At 60.1% G+C, this 15,089-nt stretch carries 12 protein-coding genes; 11 read left to right on the top strand and 1 reads right to left on the bottom strand.

The genetic code is table 11. The features are described from left to right. Positions 1-20 precede the first annotated feature (20 nt). The 11 genes from atpG to FFH90_RS00925 all read left to right on the top strand — a co-directional run bounded on the left by atpG (position 21) and on the right by FFH90_RS00925 (position 14,370). Positions 21-881 (top strand): F0F1 ATP synthase subunit gamma, encoded by an 861-nt coding sequence (gene atpG, locus FFH90_RS00975; protein ID WP_007934344.1) that lies wholly within the window; start codon positions 21-23, stop codon positions 879-881. A 27-nt stretch (positions 882-908) separates the two neighbouring features. Further along, entirely contained in the window at positions 909-2,285 is a 1,377-nt protein-coding gene (gene atpD, locus FFH90_RS00970) for a F0F1 ATP synthase subunit beta (RefSeq protein WP_007969907.1), read from the top strand. A gap of 45 nt (positions 2,286-2,330) precedes the next feature. Continuing rightward, a complete protein-coding gene (locus FFH90_RS00965) occupies positions 2,331-2,756 on the top strand; it encodes a F0F1 ATP synthase subunit epsilon (protein WP_007934346.1) in 426 nt (141 codons plus the stop codon). Between the two features lie 117 nt (positions 2,757-2,873). Further along, positions 2,874-4,241 (top strand): bifunctional UDP-N-acetylglucosamine diphosphorylase/glucosamine-1-phosphate N-acetyltransferase GlmU, encoded by a 1,368-nt coding sequence (gene glmU, locus FFH90_RS00960; RefSeq protein WP_019580347.1) that lies wholly within the window; start codon positions 2,874-2,876, stop codon positions 4,239-4,241. A gap of 195 nt (positions 4,242-4,436) precedes the next feature. After that, a complete protein-coding gene (locus tag FFH90_RS00955) occupies positions 4,437-5,213 on the top strand; it encodes a DeoR/GlpR family DNA-binding transcription regulator (protein ID WP_007934349.1) in 777 nt (258 codons plus the stop codon). 1 nt (position 5,214) lies between these two features. Continuing rightward, the gene (gene glmS / locus FFH90_RS00950) at positions 5,215-7,047 is read left to right on the top strand and encodes a glutamine--fructose-6-phosphate transaminase (isomerizing) (protein ID WP_018927330.1); all 1,833 of its coding nucleotides are present in this window, start codon (positions 5,215-5,217) and stop codon (positions 7,045-7,047) included. Positions 7,048-7,126: 79 nt separating this feature from the next. Beyond that, positions 7,127-8,029: a LysR family transcriptional regulator gene (locus FFH90_RS00945; RefSeq protein WP_138866563.1), complete on the top strand. Its 903-nt coding sequence runs from the start codon at positions 7,127-7,129 to the stop codon at positions 8,027-8,029. A gap of 131 nt (positions 8,030-8,160) precedes the next feature. Continuing rightward, a complete protein-coding gene (locus tag FFH90_RS00940; RefSeq protein ID WP_018927332.1) occupies positions 8,161-8,787 on the top strand; it encodes a glutathione S-transferase family protein in 627 nt (208 codons plus the stop codon). A gap of 63 nt (positions 8,788-8,850) precedes the next feature. Continuing rightward, positions 8,851-10,881, top strand: a complete 2,031-nt coding sequence (locus tag FFH90_RS00935) for a pyridoxamine 5'-phosphate oxidase family protein (RefSeq protein WP_138866562.1) — start codon at positions 8,851-8,853, stop codon at positions 10,879-10,881. A 176-nt stretch (positions 10,882-11,057) separates the two neighbouring features. Next, the gene (locus tag FFH90_RS00930; protein WP_111453109.1) at positions 11,058-12,251 is read left to right on the top strand and encodes a DUF3142 domain-containing protein; all 1,194 of its coding nucleotides are present in this window, start codon (positions 11,058-11,060) and stop codon (positions 12,249-12,251) included. Then, positions 12,238-14,370: a hypothetical protein gene (locus tag FFH90_RS00925; RefSeq protein WP_138866561.1), complete on the top strand. Its 2,133-nt coding sequence runs from the start codon at positions 12,238-12,240 to the stop codon at positions 14,368-14,370. Before FFH90_RS00930 ends, FFH90_RS00925 begins: the two co-directional genes overlap by 14 nt. Before the next feature lie 3 nt (positions 14,371-14,373). Here FFH90_RS00925 and FFH90_RS00920 read toward each other — a convergent pair whose 3' ends face one another. Beyond that, positions 14,374-15,003 (bottom strand): LysE family translocator, encoded by a 630-nt coding sequence (locus FFH90_RS00920; protein WP_138866560.1) that lies wholly within the window; start codon positions 15,001-15,003, stop codon positions 14,374-14,376. Between the last annotated feature and the right edge of the window lie 86 nt (positions 15,004-15,089).

Below are 15,089 nucleotides of genomic sequence, written 5' to 3'. Positions count from 1 at the left end.
GCTAACCTGATAGGTGTTACATGGCAGGCGCAAAAGAGATTCGCAGTAAGATTGCGAGCATCAAAAGCACGCAAAAGATTACCAGCGCCATGGAAAAAGTGGCGGTCAGCAAAATGCGCAAGGCACAAATGCGCATGGCTGCTAGCCGTCCTTATGCGGAGCGCATCCGCCAGGTTATTGGCCATCTGGCCAACGCTAACCCGGAATATCGCCACCCGTTCATGATCGACCGTGAAGTAAAGCGCGTTGGTTATGTCGTAGTGAGCAGTGACCGTGGTCTGTGTGGTGGCTTGAACACCAACCTGTTCAAGGCTTTGGTCAAGGACATGGCGGTAAACCGCGAAAACGGCGTCGAGATCGATCTGTGTGTCGTTGGTAGCAAGGGTGCGGCTTTCTTCCGCAACTTCGGCGGTAACGTCGTTGCAGCTATCAGCCACTTGGGTGAAGAGCCGTCGATCAATGATCTGATCGGCAGCGTCAAGGTGATGCTGGATGCCTACCTGGATGGCCGTATTGACCGCCTGTCCGTGGTGTCCAACAAGTTCATCAACACCATGACACAACAGCCTACCGTGGAGCAGTTGATTCCACTGGTGGCAACCCCGGATCAAGAACTCAAGCACCACTGGGATTATCTGTACGAACCGGACGCCAAAGAGCTGCTTGACGGCTTGATGGTCCGTTACGTGGAGTCGCAGGTCTACCAGGCGGTGGTCGAGAACAACGCGGCTGAACAAGCTGCGCGGATGATCGCGATGAAGAACGCTACCGACAACGCCGGTGATTTGATCAGCGATTTGCAGCTGGTCTACAACAAGGCGCGTCAGGCTGCGATCACCCAAGAGATCTCGGAAATCGTCGGCGGCGCTGCCGCGGTTTAACGGTTCAAATATTCAGAGGATCCAGCTATGAGTAGCGGACGTATCGTTCAAATCATCGGCGCCGTTATCGACGTGGAATTCCCACGCGACAGCGTACCGAGCATCTACGACGCCTTGAAAGTTCAAGGCGCCGAAACCACTCTGGAAGTTCAGCAGCAGCTGGGCGACGGCGTGGTTCGTACCATTGCGATGGGCTCCACCGAAGGCTTGAAGCGCGGTCTGGACGTCAACAACACTGGCGCAGCCATCTCCGTACCGGTCGGTAAAGCGACCCTGGGCCGGATCATGGACGTACTGGGCAACCCGATCGACGAAGCTGGTCCGATCGGCGAAGAAGAGCGTTGGGGCATTCACCGTCCTGCGCCAACCTTCGCTGAACAAGCGGGCGGCAACGAGCTGCTGGAAACAGGCATCAAGGTTATCGACCTGGTTTGCCCGTTCGCCAAGGGCGGTAAAGTCGGTCTGTTCGGTGGTGCCGGTGTAGGCAAGACCGTAAACATGATGGAACTGATCCGTAACATCGCCATCGAGCACAGCGGTTATTCTGTGTTCGCCGGTGTGGGTGAGCGTACTCGTGAGGGTAACGACTTCTACCACGAGATGAAGGACTCCAACGTTCTGGACAAAGTGGCACTGGTTTACGGTCAGATGAACGAGCCGCCGGGAAACCGTCTGCGCGTAGCACTGACCGGCCTGACCATGGCCGAGAAGTTCCGTGACGAAGGTAACGACGTTCTGCTGTTCGTCGACAACATCTATCGTTACACCCTGGCCGGTACTGAAGTATCCGCACTGCTGGGCCGTATGCCTTCGGCAGTAGGTTACCAGCCGACCCTGGCTGAAGAGATGGGCGTGCTGCAAGAGCGCATCACTTCGACCAAGCAAGGTTCGATTACTTCGATCCAGGCGGTATACGTACCAGCGGACGACTTGACCGACCCGTCGCCAGCGACCACCTTCGCCCACTTGGACGCCACTGTCGTTCTGTCCCGTGACATCGCTTCCCTGGGTATCTACCCAGCGGTAGACCCACTGGACTCGACTTCGCGTCAGCTGGACCCGAACGTGATCGGCAACGACCACTACGAAACCGCTCGCGGTGTTCAGTACGTGCTGCAGCGTTACAAAGAACTGAAGGACATCATTGCGATCCTGGGTATGGACGAGCTGTCGGAAGCCGACAAGCAGTTGGTAAACCGTGCTCGTAAGATCCAGCGTTTCTTGTCGCAGCCGTTCTTCGTGGCTGAAGTCTTCACCGGTGCTTCGGGTAAATACGTTTCCCTGAAAGACACCATTGCTGGCTTCAAAGGCATCCTCAACGGTGACTACGACCACCTGCCAGAACAAGCGTTCTACATGGTCGGCGGCATCGAAGAAGCGATCGAGAAAGCCAAGAAACTGTAATCCCGGCGCCCGGCAACGGGCGCTAATTTAGGTTGAGGCAATCAGATGGCTATGACAGTCCATTGCGATATCGTCAGCGCGGAAGGGGAAATCTTTTCCGGCCTGGTCGAGATGGTGGTTGCGCACGGTGCACTGGGTGATCTTGGTATCGCCCTGGGTCACGCGCCGCTGATCACCAATCTCAAGCCGGGCCCGATCCGCCTGATCAAGCAGGGCGGGGAAGAGGAGGTGTATTACATCTCCGGTGGTTTCCTCGAGGTTCAGCCGAACATGGTCAAGGTTCTCGCCGACACCGTGCAACGCGCTGCCGACCTGGACGAAGCCGCAGCTTTGGAAGCCGTTAAGGCTGCCGAGAAAGCCTTGCATGAGCGAGGCGCGGAATTCGATTACGGTTCTGCTGCCGCACGTCTGGCCGAGGCTGCAGCTCAGCTGCGCACCGTCCAGCAGATCCGCAAGAAGTTCGGCCACTAATCGGCCATCGACTTGTTGCGCGATTGATTAAAAAGGGTAGCCTCGGCTACCCTTTTTTCTTTTTCGATATTCATCACCTGGTCGCAGTTGCTGACCACCCAGGATTGGTAGCCAGTCATGTCCCTTGAAATCGTTATCCTCGCTGCCGGCCAAGGCACTCGCATGCGTTCGGCCTTGCCGAAAGTCCTGCATCCGATTGCCGGTAATTCAATGCTCGGCCATGTTATCCACAGCGCCCGGCAACTTGATCCACAGCGCATCCACGTGGTGATCGGCCATGGTGCCGAAGCGGTGCGCGAGCGTCTGGCCGCCGATGACCTGAATTTCGTCCTGCAGGACCAACAGCTGGGTACCGGTCATGCGGTGGCCCAGGCTGTGCCGTTCATCGAGTCCGATACCGTGCTGATTCTCTACGGTGACGTGCCGTTGATCGAAGTCGAAACCCTGCAACGTCTGCTCAAGCAGGCTGCACCGCAGCAATTGGGTCTGCTGACTGTCGAGTTGGATGACCCGACTGGCTACGGCCGTATTGTCCGTGATGCCGCCGGCAAAGTGACTGCCATCGTCGAGCAGAAAGATGCCAACGCGGTTGAGCGTGCGATCACCGAAGGCAATACCGGCATTTTGGCGGTGCCTTCCCAGCGTTTGGGCGATTGGCTGGGCCGCCTCTCCAACAACAATGCCCAGGGCGAGTACTACCTGACCGACGTGATTGCCATGGCGGTCAGTGATGGTCTGGTGGTGGCCACCGAACAACCCCATGACGCCATGGAAGTGCAGGGCGCCAACGATCGCAAACAACTGGCCGAGCTGGAGCGTCATTATCAGCTGCGCGCCGCTCGTCGTTTGATGGCTCAAGGCGTAACCCTGCGCGACCCGACACGTTTCGATGTGCGCGGTGAGGTTACCGTTGGTCGCGATATCCTGATCGACATCAACGTGATTCTCGAGGGCAAAGTGGTCATCGAGGACGACGTGGTGATCGGCCCGAACTGCGTGATCAAGGACAGCACCCTGCGCAAAGGCGTGGTGATCAAGGCCAACAGTCATATCGAAGGCGCGATTCTCGGCGAAGGCAGCGATGCCGGCCCGTTCGCTCGTTTGCGTCCCGGCACAGTGCTGGAGGCCCGCGCACATGTGGGTAACTTTGTTGAACTGAAGAACGCTCACATGGGCGAAGGTGCCAAGGCCGGTCACTTGACGTATCTGGGCGATGCCGAGATCGGTGCGCGCACCAACATTGGCGCCGGCACCATCACCTGCAACTACGACGGTGCCAACAAGTGGAAAACCGTGCTGGGTGAAGATGTGTTCATTGGCTCCAACAACTCGTTGGTGGCGCCTGTGGATATCTCCTCCGGTGCGACCACGGCGGCCGGTTCGACCATTACCCAGAATGTGGATAACGCTCAATTGGCCGTTGGCCGGGCTCGACAGAAGAACATCGACGGCTGGAAGCGGCCTGAGAAGATCAAGAAGAGTTAAGTTATCCACAGATCAAAAGATCGCAGCCTTCGGCAGCGCCTACAGGGAATTCGTGTTCACTCTGTAGGAGCTGCCGGAGGCTGCGATCTTTTTTTGAGTTATCCACACATCTTTTTTTCTGAAGCTGGCTTGACGAAGTTTCGCCGATAGGTTTTGATTGCTTACGTTATCTTTCGAATCGAAACTTACCAAGTCATGTCAAAGCGCAACACGCCCCAACGCCGCCACAATATCCTCGCCTTGCTCAATGAGCAGGGCGAAGTCAGTGTGGACGAGTTGGCCAAACGCTTCGAAACCTCGGAAGTTACGATTCGCAAGGATCTGGCCGCGCTTGAAAGCAACGGTCTGTTGCTGCGTCGTTATGGCGGCGCGGTCACCATGCCGCAGGAGCTGGTCGCCGATATCGGCCAACCGGTTTCGAAATACAAGCAGGCCATTGCCCGCGCGGCCGTCACGCGGATTCGCGAGCATGCGCGCATTATCATCGACAGCGGTAGTACCACCGCCGCGATGATCCCGGAACTCGGCCAGCAACCGGGCCTGGTGGTGATGACCAACTCCCTGCATGTCGCCAACGCGTTGACTGAACTCGAGCACGAACCGGTGCTGTTGATGACCGGTGGTACCTGGGATCCGCATTCCGAATCCTTCCAGGGGCAGGTGGCAGAGCAGGTACTACGCTCATATGACTTCGATCAGTTATTTATTGGCGCCGATGGCATCGATCTGGTGCGCGGGACCACCACCTTCAATGAATTGCTGGGACTGAGCCGTGTCATGGCCGAGGTCGCCCGCGAAGTGATCGTGATGGTCGAAGCCGACAAGATCGGCCGCAAGATTCCCAATCTGGAGCTGCCTTGGAGCAGTGTCCATACCCTTATTACCGATGATCGCCTGCCGCTTGAGGCCCGCGATCAGATTCAGGCCCGCGGCATCAATGTGATTTGCGCCGCTGTCAGTCAGGAGAAATAGCATGTGTGGAATTGTTGGTGCAGTCGCAGAACGGAACATTACCGCCATCCTGCTCGAAGGCCTCAAGCGTCTGGAATACCGTGGTTATGACAGCGCCGGTGTGGCGGTGTACACCAACGATGAAAAACTCTTGCGCCTGCGTCGGCCGGGCAAGGTCAGCGAACTGGAACAGGCGCTGATCGAAGAGCCTCTGGTCGGCCGTCTGGGCATTGCCCACACCCGCTGGGCGACTCACGGTGCACCGTGCGAACGCAACGCTCACCCGCATTTTTCGGGCGATTTGGCGGTGGTGCACAACGGCATCATCGAGAACCACGAAGCCCTGCGCGAGCAACTCAAGGCCCTGGGCCACGTGTTCACCTCGGACACGGACACTGAAGTCATCGCTCATCTGCTCAACGAAAAACTCAAAGAGCAACCCGACCTGACCGCAGCCCTGAAAGCGACCGTCAAAGAACTGCACGGGGCTTACGGTCTGGCGGTGATCAGCGCCCGGCAACCGGATCGTCTGGTGGCGGCCCGCAGTGGCAGCCCATTGGTGATCGGTCTGGGCCTGGGTGAAAACTTTCTCGCCTCCGACCAATTGGCCCTGCGCCAGGTCACTGACCGCTTCATGTACCTGGAAGAAGGCGATATCGCCGAAATTCGCCGCGACAGCGTGCAGATCTGGGACATCAACGGCGTGCTCGTCGAGCGTGAAAGCATTCAGTACCGTGACGGTGCCGAAGCCGCTGACAAAGGCGAGTTCCGGCATTACATGCTCAAGGAAATTCACGAGCAACCGGCCGTGGTGCAACGCACGCTTGAAGGTCGCCTGAGTCAGAATCAGGTGCTGGTCCAGGCGTTTGGTTCACAAGCGGCCGAGTTGTTCGCCAAGGTGCGTAATGTACAGATCGTCGCCTGCGGCACCAGTTATCACGCCGGTATGGTTGCCCGTTACTGGCTCGAAGAACTGGCCGGCATCCCGTGCCAGGTCGAAGTCGCCAGCGAATTCCGCTATCGCAAAGTAGTGGTGCAGCCCGATACCCTGTTCGTGAGCATCTCCCAGTCAGGCGAAACCGCCGATACGTTAGCCGCGCTGCGCAATGCCAAGGAACTGGGCTTCCTTTCCAGCCTGGCAATCTGCAACGTCGGCATCAGCTCCCTGGTGCGTGAATCGGACCTGACGCTGCTGACCCAGGCCGGTCGCGAAATTGGCGTGGCCTCGACCAAAGCCTTCACCACTCAATTGGTGGGCCTGCTGTTGCTGACCCTGGCCCTGGGTCAGGTGCGCGGCACATTGGCCGCAGGCGTCGAAGCCACACTGGTGGAAGAACTGCGTCGCCTGCCGACCCGTCTGGGCGAAGCCCTGGCCATGGACAGCACTGTGGAAAAAATCGCCGAGCTGTTCGCCGAGAAGAACCACACCCTGTTCCTCGGTCGCGGTGCGCAATTCCCGGTGGCGATGGAAGGGGCGCTCAAGCTCAAGGAAATCTCCTACATCCACGCCGAAGCCTACCCGGCGGGCGAGCTGAAACATGGCCCGCTGGCGCTTGTGGATAACGACATGCCAGTGGTCACCGTGGCACCGAACAACGAGTTGCTGGAGAAGTTGAAGTCCAACCTCCAGGAAGTCCGCGCCCGCGGCGGTGAACTGATCGTCTTCGCCGACGAGCAGGCCGGCATGACCAACGGTGAAGGCACTCATGTTGTGCACATGCCGCATATCCACGACATCCTGTCGCCGATCCTCTACACGATTCCGTTGCAGTTGTTGTCGTACTACGTGGCAGTGTTGAAAGGCACTGACGTTGACCAGCCACGAAATCTGGCGAAGTCGGTGACGGTGGAATAAGTTATCCACAGGTGATCGAACCAATAAAAATCGCAGCCTACGGTTGCGATTTTTTTTACCTGAACGAAGGACATACCCGATGGACCGATTCCAGGAAATGCAGGTCTTCGCCGCTGTCGCCCAGGACCAGGGTTTCTCGGCGGCGGCGCGGCGCTTGGGGATGTCGGCGGCCAGCGTTACCCGGGCAGTGGCGGCGCTTGAGCAGCGCATTGGCACTCAGTTGCTGACGCGCACCACCCGTAGCGTGCATTTGAGCGAGGCGGGCCAGCGTTATCTGGAGGACTGTCGGAGAATTCTCGCCGAGGTGCAGGAAGCCGAGGATTCGGCCGCCGGGAGCCATGCCCAGCCCCGTGGGCAACTGACGATCACGGCACCGGTATTGTTCGGCGATTTGTTCGTCACGCCGCTCATGGTCGGTTACCTGACTCAATTTCCTGAAGTCAGCATCAACGCTGTACTGGTCGACCGGGTGGTGAGCATGGTCGAGGAGGGCATCGATGTGGCCGTGCGTATCGGTGAATTGCCTGACAGCAATCAGCACGCAATTCGAGTGGGCGAAGTGCGGCGAGTGATCTGCGCTTCCCCTGGATTCCTGACTGACCATGGTCGGCCTCGGCATCCGGCAGACTTGAGCCGCGCCCCGATCATCGCCACCTCGTCCATCGGGCAGCCCAGAAGCTGGCCGTTCCTTGAGGCGGGAGAGCCGATCAGTGTTCGTCCGGAGCCACGTCTTGTGGTCTCTGCCAATCAAGCGGCGATCACTGCCGCCGCCATGGGCCTGGGATTGACCCGAGTCCTGTCGTATCAAGTGGCGAGCAAGATCGCCACCGGTGAGCTGGAAATCGTCCTGGCTGACTTCGAACTGCCGCCATTGCCCATTCATGTGGTCTACCAGGGTGGGCGCAAGGCCCCGACGCGGGTTCGCAGTTTTGTGGACTTTGCGGTGAAGGTGCTGCGCGAACATCCTGCGCTGCACGGCTGAAGGGTTATTGCACTGGCTGAAATAATGGATTGCGTTTACTGGTTATTCTGTTGCTTTGGTTGTGGATGGAAGATAGCGCTCCATCGGCGCTGATCTTTCCTGAGCGGCGCCACCACCCAGCGGAGTCGACCATGCAAGCCATCAAACTCTACAACTTCCCCCGTTCCGGCCATGCTCACCGTGTAGAGCTGATGCTGTCGTTGTTGCAACTGCCGACCGAGCTGATCTTCGTCGATCTGGCCAAGGGCGCACATAAACAAGCGGATTTTCTTGCGCTCAACCCGTTTGGTCAGGTTCCGGTGATTGAGGATCAAGGCATGGTGCTGGCCGACTCCAACGCGATCCTGGTCTACCTTGCGCAAAAATATGGCAACGGTCGCTGGCTGCCAACCGATCCGGTCGGTGCAGCCAAGGTTCAGCGCTGGTTGTCGGTCGCCGCCGGGCCGATTGCCTTTGGCCCCGGCAGGGCAAGGCTGATCACTGTATTTGGTGCGCCTTACAACGCTGAAGAGGTGATTGCCTATTCTCACACTTGGCTCAAAGTGATCGATCAGGAACTGGGCGCAACGGCCTATCTGGCCGGTAGCGAGCCGACCATCGCCGACATCGCCGCGTACAGCTACATCGCCCATGCTCCGGAAGGCAATGTGTCGCTGGACGACTACGCCAACATCCGGGCCTGGCTGGCGCGCGTTGAAGCCTTGCCAGGGTTTGTCGGCATGCCGCGCACCATCGCCGGTTTGCAAAAAACAGCCTGATGTTCACGGCCCTATTCAGTCGGGCCGTTCTTATTGCGCAATGAGCGCAGGGGAGAAGCCGTTATGGAACGTTCACCTTGGCATGCAGGCGAGAAACAGTTGCAAGCCCACGTGGGTGTCGCGGAGCGAATGGACGCATTGGGTCGTAGGGTGATTCGCGGCGAGATGCCGGACCAGCACCGCACGTTCTATCAGCAACTGCCGTTCATGCTGTACGGCGCGGTGGATGCCGACGGCAACCCTTGGGCGAGCATTCTTGAAGGGGCGCCGGGCTTTGCGAAGTCCCCCGAGCCCGGGCTGTTGCAGATCGGCAGCCTGCCCGGTCGCGACGATCCTGCACAACTGCAAGACGGGGCGGCGATCGGTCTGCTCGGTATCGAGCTGCACACCCGACGTCGCAACCGTCTCAATGGTCGAGTCGGCGCTGTAACGGCGAGCGGCTTCGAGGTGACGGTGGAGCAATCCTTCGGCAATTGCCCGCAATACATTCAATTGCGCCAGTTTCGCTCGGTGCCATTGGCGGATCCGGAGACCCGTATCGCGCAGCATCTCAATGGTCTGGATGACGCGGCCAAAGCCATGATTGCCAGCGCCGATACCTTCTTTGTCGCCAGCTATGTGGACGTCGATGGCCAACGCTCGGTGGACGTTTCTCATCGGGGCGGCCAGGCCGGTTTCGTCCAGATAGAAGGCAATCGCCTGACCATCCCGGACTTCGCCGGCAACCTGTTCTTCAATACCTTGGGCAACCTGCTGATCAACCCTCGGGCCGGTTTGCTGTTCATCGATTTCGATTCGGGCGATTTGCTGCACCTCAGCGGTCGCACGCAAGTCATCCTTGAAGGCCCGCAGATCGAAGCCTTTCAAGGGGCTGAGCGGCTGTGGACATTCGAGGTGGAGCACGCGGTGCGTCGGCCCGCGGCACTGGCCTTGCGCTGGCGCTTTGACGGCGTGTCGCCCACCAGTCTGCTGACCGGCACCTGGACGCAGGCGAATGCACGCCTGCAAGCCCAGGCGCTGGGGAATCGCTGGCGGCCGCTGCGAGTGACGCGCATCGAGCGGGAGAGCCACAACATCCGTTCAATCTATCTGGAGCCTGCCGATGGCGCCGGGTTGCCGGTGTTTCAAGCCGGGCAACATTTGCCCTTGCGGTTCAACATCGCAGGCGATGTGCACATCCGCACGTACAGCTTGTCGAGCGCGCCATCCGATGACTTTTTCCGCATCAGCGTGAAGCGTGAAGGCCTGGTGTCCTCGCACCTGCATGAGCAGATTCGTGTCGGCGATGTGCTTGAAGCCCGCTCGCCTCAAGGGCATTTCACCGTGGCACCGAATGAGCGTCGGCCGCTGGTGCTATTGGCTGCCGGCGTGGGGATCACGCCGCTGCTGTCGATGCTGCGGGAGATGGTTTATCAAGGCCTGCGCACGCGGCGCATCCGTCCTGTGTGGTTCTTCCAGAGCTCGCGGACCTTGGCCGATCAACCGTTTCGCCCTGAGCTGGATCGCCTGCTCGACGGCCTCGGTGATGAGGTGCGGGTGCTGCGTTTGCTTAGTCAGCCGGAGGCCGATGCCCGTGAGGGTGAAGATTACGACCTGACAGGGCGCATCGACGCCGACTTGCTCAAGACCACTCTTGAGGTGGAGGACTACGACCAAGTGGATTTTGTCCTGTGCGGTCCGGGAAGTTTTACCCAGGGGCTGTACGACAGCCTGCGGGATCTGGATGTCCCTGATTCAAGGATTCATGCCGAAACCTTTGGCCCGTCGACGCTGCGTCGCAAGCCGGACCCGGACGCGGTGGTCATCGAGCAATTGCCGGCCGCTACCGTTTCGGTGCCCGTCGTGTTCCAGCGCTCTGCCAAAGAAGCGCGTTGGCAGCCGGACGGCGGCAGTTTGCTGGAGTTGGCGGAGAGCCGTGGCTTGCGCCCGGAATTCAGTTGCCGCGGCGGCTCCTGCGGGACCTGCAAAACCCGGTTGATCAGCGGAGAGGTGAATTATCCACAGCCTCCGGCGGAGGCTCCCGATGCGGGTGAGGTGCTGATTTGTTGTGCGGTGCCGGCGCAGGGTTCGCAGCCGTTGGTGTTGGATCTGTAACTGAACCAGACAACACAGAAAATCCCTCTGTGGGAGCGGGCAGTCAGGTGCTGGGTACGGTGGTTGCGAAAAGTCAGGTGATCGTTGCCCGCAAGCCAACGGCTGAGTAGGGTAGCGAGCAGAGCGACAAAGGGCCTTTGAGAGGCCCTTTTTGTATTTCTGGGATAAGGTTTCTCATGGTTTTTTTCACACGCTTGATCGTTTTGCTGGCAGCGGTGTTGCTCAACGGTTGCGAGCAACCGGACGCGCCGCCGCTCGATCAGCAACTCTATGTCTGGCAACGGCAATGGACGCCGGCCCATGACGCCGCGTTGCGCGACAGCCGCACCGATTTCTCGACCTTGCGCGTGCTGGCCTTGCAGGCATTTCCACAGTCTGGCTGGAGCCGGGCGCGGATCGATCCGGCGCTGCTCAAGCGTGATGGCCGACCGCTGATTGCGGTGGTTCGTCTGGATGGCCAACTCAACGGGCTGGACCGGGACGAGGTCACGGCACAGATCCAGCAGGTGCTCAACGATTGGCAAGGGCAGGGGCTGACCCTGTCCGGCGTGGAAATCGACCACGATGCGGGCAACGCCCGGTTACCGGCCTACCGCGAATTCCTCACCCATTTGCGTGGCGTTCTGCCGGCGTCCTTGCCACTGAGCATCACCGCATTACCGGCCTGGCTCGACAGTTCTGAATTGCCGGCGTTGCTGGCAACGGTCGACAGCAGCGTGTTGCAGGTGCACGCGGTGAGCGATCCACGGCGTGGGCTGTTCGACCCGGATCAGACACGGCAGTGGGCCAGGGCCTGGAGTCGCAACACATCGAAACCGTTTTATCTGGCGCTGCCGGCTTATGGCGTGGCGCTGTTGCCGGGGGCCGGGGGCGCGCCGGTCGTGGAAAGCGAAGTGCCCATCGAGCGAGGTGGCGAACGTCGGGAGTTGCTGGCGGACCCGCAGCAACTGAGTAAGCTCGGCACCGAGTTGCGCGCCGATCCACCGGCCCATCTGGCCGGGCTGATCTGGTTTCGCCTGCCCCTGGCCAATGATCGCAGGGCCTGGAGCCTGACGACGCTGGGCGCTGTGGCGCGCGGCGATACGCTCGACAGTCATGTGGGGCTGAAACTCTCGGCGCAGGACGGCCTCTACGACATCAGCCTCAGCAACCAAGGCAACCTCGACAGTGCCTGGCCCGAACGTCTGACGCTGGCGGTGCAGGGCTGCGAGGGCGCCGATGCGCTGGCCGGTTATGCGTTGCAACAGCGCCCGGATCTGCTTACCTTCATCCGCCTGCGTGACGGTCGAATCCCGGCCGGCGGGCAGCGCGCCATCGGTTGGGCTCGCTGCGCACACATTGATCAAGGAGGTTCGAATGTTTACCCGTAACTGGCCCCGCCATGTACTTTGCCTGAGCCTCAGCCTGCCATTGGGTTCGGCGCTGGCCTGCGGGCCGGACTTCCCCATGCGCCTGCTCGACAACCGTGGCCAGTCGCTGGCGGAACTGCCGGAAGGCAACTTCAACCTTGAGATCAGCCGCCTCGGGCATGCCATCGCGGGACTGAAAAATGTCACCGCCGCCACCAACATTCCGGGGGACGGTTACGGCGATGCGCCTGATTACACCCATCAGCGCGATACCGCTGAACAGGCCGGTCTGACGCCTGAGCAGCAAGCGCTGGTGAAACAACTGCGCAACCTGACCGATGCCCGTCAGGTTGAAGAGCAAGGCGCGAATCTGCCGGCCGAGCACAGACTCTATCTGGCTGGCGCCGTGGCGTTCAACGCCGGTGACCATGGCCTGGCCGCCGACTACTTCCAGAAAGTGCTGGCGCTGCCGGCGGAACAACGCCCGTTGCGTAGCACCTGGGCGGCGTACTCGTTGGGCCGGGCGCTGTTTGCCATGAGTTCAGAAGCAGGCGCGACCCCTGACCTGTTGGCTCAGTCCCGCAAGGCCTTCGAGCAGACCCGTCAACTGAGCATCGACGGCTTCAGCGACCCATTGGAACTGGGTGTCGCCAGCCTCGGTGAAGAGGCGCGAGTGGCCCGCACCGCGGGTGACTGGGACAACGCCATCCAACTCTACGCCACGCAGAATCTTCACGGTTCGGCGGTGGGCTACACCTCGCTGAAGCTGTTGATGGCCGATCTGGCGGCGATGCCCGACGAGCAACTGGCCGGGTTGCTCAAGGGCAAAGCGGTGCAGCAACTGGTGACGGCGTCGTTGATCAGTCGGCTGGGCTGGTCATTCGGTGATCAACCGCCGAACGAACAGAAACTGATCAAACTGCTGCAAAGCAGCACCCGTGGCAGTCTGGATAATGCCGATCGCCTGGCGGCGATGAATTATCAACAGGGCGATTACGCCAGCGCCAAAGCCTTCCTCGAACAGGCTGGTGACGGTGGCCTTGCATGGTGGTTGCGGGCGAAGCTGGCGGTGCGTGATGGCGACAAAAACGCCGCCGCAGCGGCCTATGCCAAAGCCGCCCAGGCCTTCCCGCAGAACGAATCCTGGGGCGAGCGGCGGACGCCCGACTGGGATTACGAAACGCTCCAGCCCAAGTGCCGGGTCGAGGGTGAAAGCGCGATCCTGGCCCTGCAACGCGGGGATTACCTGCAGGCCTTCGATCAGCTCTATCGCAGCCAGGGCATCTACTGGTTCGACGCGGCCACCGTGGCTGAGCGGGTGCTGACCCTCGATGAACTCAAGCAGTACGTCGACACCCAGGTGCCGGCACCGCCACCGCTCAGCCAGCAGGATCGCGACAATTATGTGCCGTTGCCGGTGGCCGCGAGCCTGCGCAATCTGCTCGGGCGGCGTTTATTGCGTGAAGAGCGTTACGATGAGGCTCCGGCTTACTTCGACAACGTCGATTTGCAGAACAAGGCCAAGGCGTACGGGCAATTGCGTCAGGAGGCGGACGCTGCCTGGTGGCCGACCAAGCGTGCTGCTGCTCTATTTAACGCAGGTTGGCTGATGCGCGAGTGGGGGATGGAAATTCTCGGCTACGAAATGGCGCCGGATTACGCCACGTTCGGCGGTAATTACAGCCTTGAGAGCAGCGAGCTCAAGGTGGGTCCATTAGTGGCTGAAGATGAAGTCCGGCGTCAGCAGGCCAGCGCTGCACAGCCCGATCAGCGTTACCACTATCGTTATGTCGCCACGGCGTTGGCCAGCCGCGCTGCTGATAATTTGCCCCATACCAGTCAGGCTTTTGCGGCCGTTCTGTGTGCGGCGGCGGGGTGGAACACCAGCCTTGAAGAAGAAAGCGCCTTCTATCAACGCTATGTGAAGGAAGGGCCGTACGTGGATTGGGCGGTGAACTTCGGTCGCCGATGTCCTTATCCGGATTTTCAGAATGCAGATAAGCGTTACGTTACCCAAGTATTGAGCCCGGTCCGCTCGGCATTGCGACCGTATAAAAAGTGGCTGCAGATGGGCAGCGTGGTGGTGTTTACCGCGATTGCGCTGGTGTTGATCAACCGACGCCAGCGCAATGCGCGATAGTCATCAAGCTTGTTGAACAAAGGTCAGCCGCACAGCAAAACCAATCAACAGGCTGCCAAACAACCACTGCTGTACCCGCTGGGCCGATGGACTGCGTTGCAGCCAACGGCCCAACGCAGCGCCGACCAGCGCGTAGGCGCTGTCGAACAGCAAGCCGACGCCGACCAGCATCATGCCCAGGGTCGCAAATTGCGCGAGCACCGGTCCGGCTTGAGGGTTGATGAACTGCGGCAGCAGCACCGAGCAAAACAGCAGCGCCTTGGGGTTGAGCAGGTTAGTCAGCAAACCGCGCTGGATCGCCTCCGACCACCGTGGTTTATCGGTCGTTGCGTCTGCACCGTTCAAGCTCGGCAGCATCGTGGTGCGCAGGCACTGAATGCCGATCCAGAGCAGGTACGCGGCGCCGGCCAGGCGCACCACGTCGAAGGTCCAGGGCGCAGTCCTGAACAGCGTCGCCAAACCCAATGCCGCCAATGCCACATGACAACCGCGCGCCACGCCCAGCCCCAATGCCGTGGCCAGCGCCGCGCCTTTGCCCTGACGAGCGCCGGTCTGCAACAGCAGAATCATGTCCGGGCCCGGCAACAGGTACACCACCGTCAATGCCATGAAAAACAGCCAGAGTTCTGTCATGTTGCCCCCCATTCGTTGTCGATTTGGTGGGGTCAGTCTACGGCCGAGGGGCAGGGCAGGTGGTTGCGTAGTCAGCTTCTAAAGCT

This window comes from Pseudomonas sp. ATCC 43928, assembly GCF_005938665.2.
GTDB lineage: Bacteria > Pseudomonadota > Gammaproteobacteria > Pseudomonadales > Pseudomonadaceae > Aquipseudomonas.
The sequence above is the reverse complement of the archived record's forward strand: the minus strand, read 5'-3'. Positions and strand labels throughout refer to the sequence as shown.

Excerpts from the sequence above, each read along its gene's own strand:
- atpG (WP_007934344.1), top strand. The coding sequence starts at position 21 with ATGGCAGGCGCAAAAGAGATTCGCAGTAAGATTGCGAGCATCAAAAGC.
- atpD (WP_007969907.1), top strand. The coding sequence starts at position 909 with ATGAGTAGCGGACGTATCGTTCAAATCATCGGCGCCGTTATCGACGTG.
- FFH90_RS00965 (WP_007934346.1), top strand. The coding sequence starts at position 2,331 with ATGGCTATGACAGTCCATTGCGATATCGTCAGCGCGGAAGGGGAAATC.
- glmU (WP_019580347.1), top strand. The coding sequence starts at position 2,874 with ATGTCCCTTGAAATCGTTATCCTCGCTGCCGGCCAAGGCACTCGCATG.
- FFH90_RS00955 (WP_007934349.1), top strand. The coding sequence starts at position 4,437 with ATGTCAAAGCGCAACACGCCCCAACGCCGCCACAATATCCTCGCCTTG.
- glmS (WP_018927330.1), top strand. The coding sequence starts at position 5,215 with ATGTGTGGAATTGTTGGTGCAGTCGCAGAACGGAACATTACCGCCATC.
- FFH90_RS00945 (WP_138866563.1), top strand. The coding sequence starts at position 7,127 with ATGGACCGATTCCAGGAAATGCAGGTCTTCGCCGCTGTCGCCCAGGAC.
- FFH90_RS00940 (WP_018927332.1), top strand. The coding sequence starts at position 8,161 with ATGCAAGCCATCAAACTCTACAACTTCCCCCGTTCCGGCCATGCTCAC.
- FFH90_RS00935 (WP_138866562.1), top strand. The coding sequence starts at position 8,851 with ATGGAACGTTCACCTTGGCATGCAGGCGAGAAACAGTTGCAAGCCCAC.
- FFH90_RS00930 (WP_111453109.1), top strand. The coding sequence starts at position 11,058 with ATGGTTTTTTTCACACGCTTGATCGTTTTGCTGGCAGCGGTGTTGCTC.
- FFH90_RS00925 (WP_138866561.1), top strand. The coding sequence starts at position 12,238 with ATGTTTACCCGTAACTGGCCCCGCCATGTACTTTGCCTGAGCCTCAGC.
- FFH90_RS00920 (WP_138866560.1), bottom strand. The coding sequence starts at position 15,003 with ATGACAGAACTCTGGCTGTTTTTCATGGCATTGACGGTGGTGTACCTG.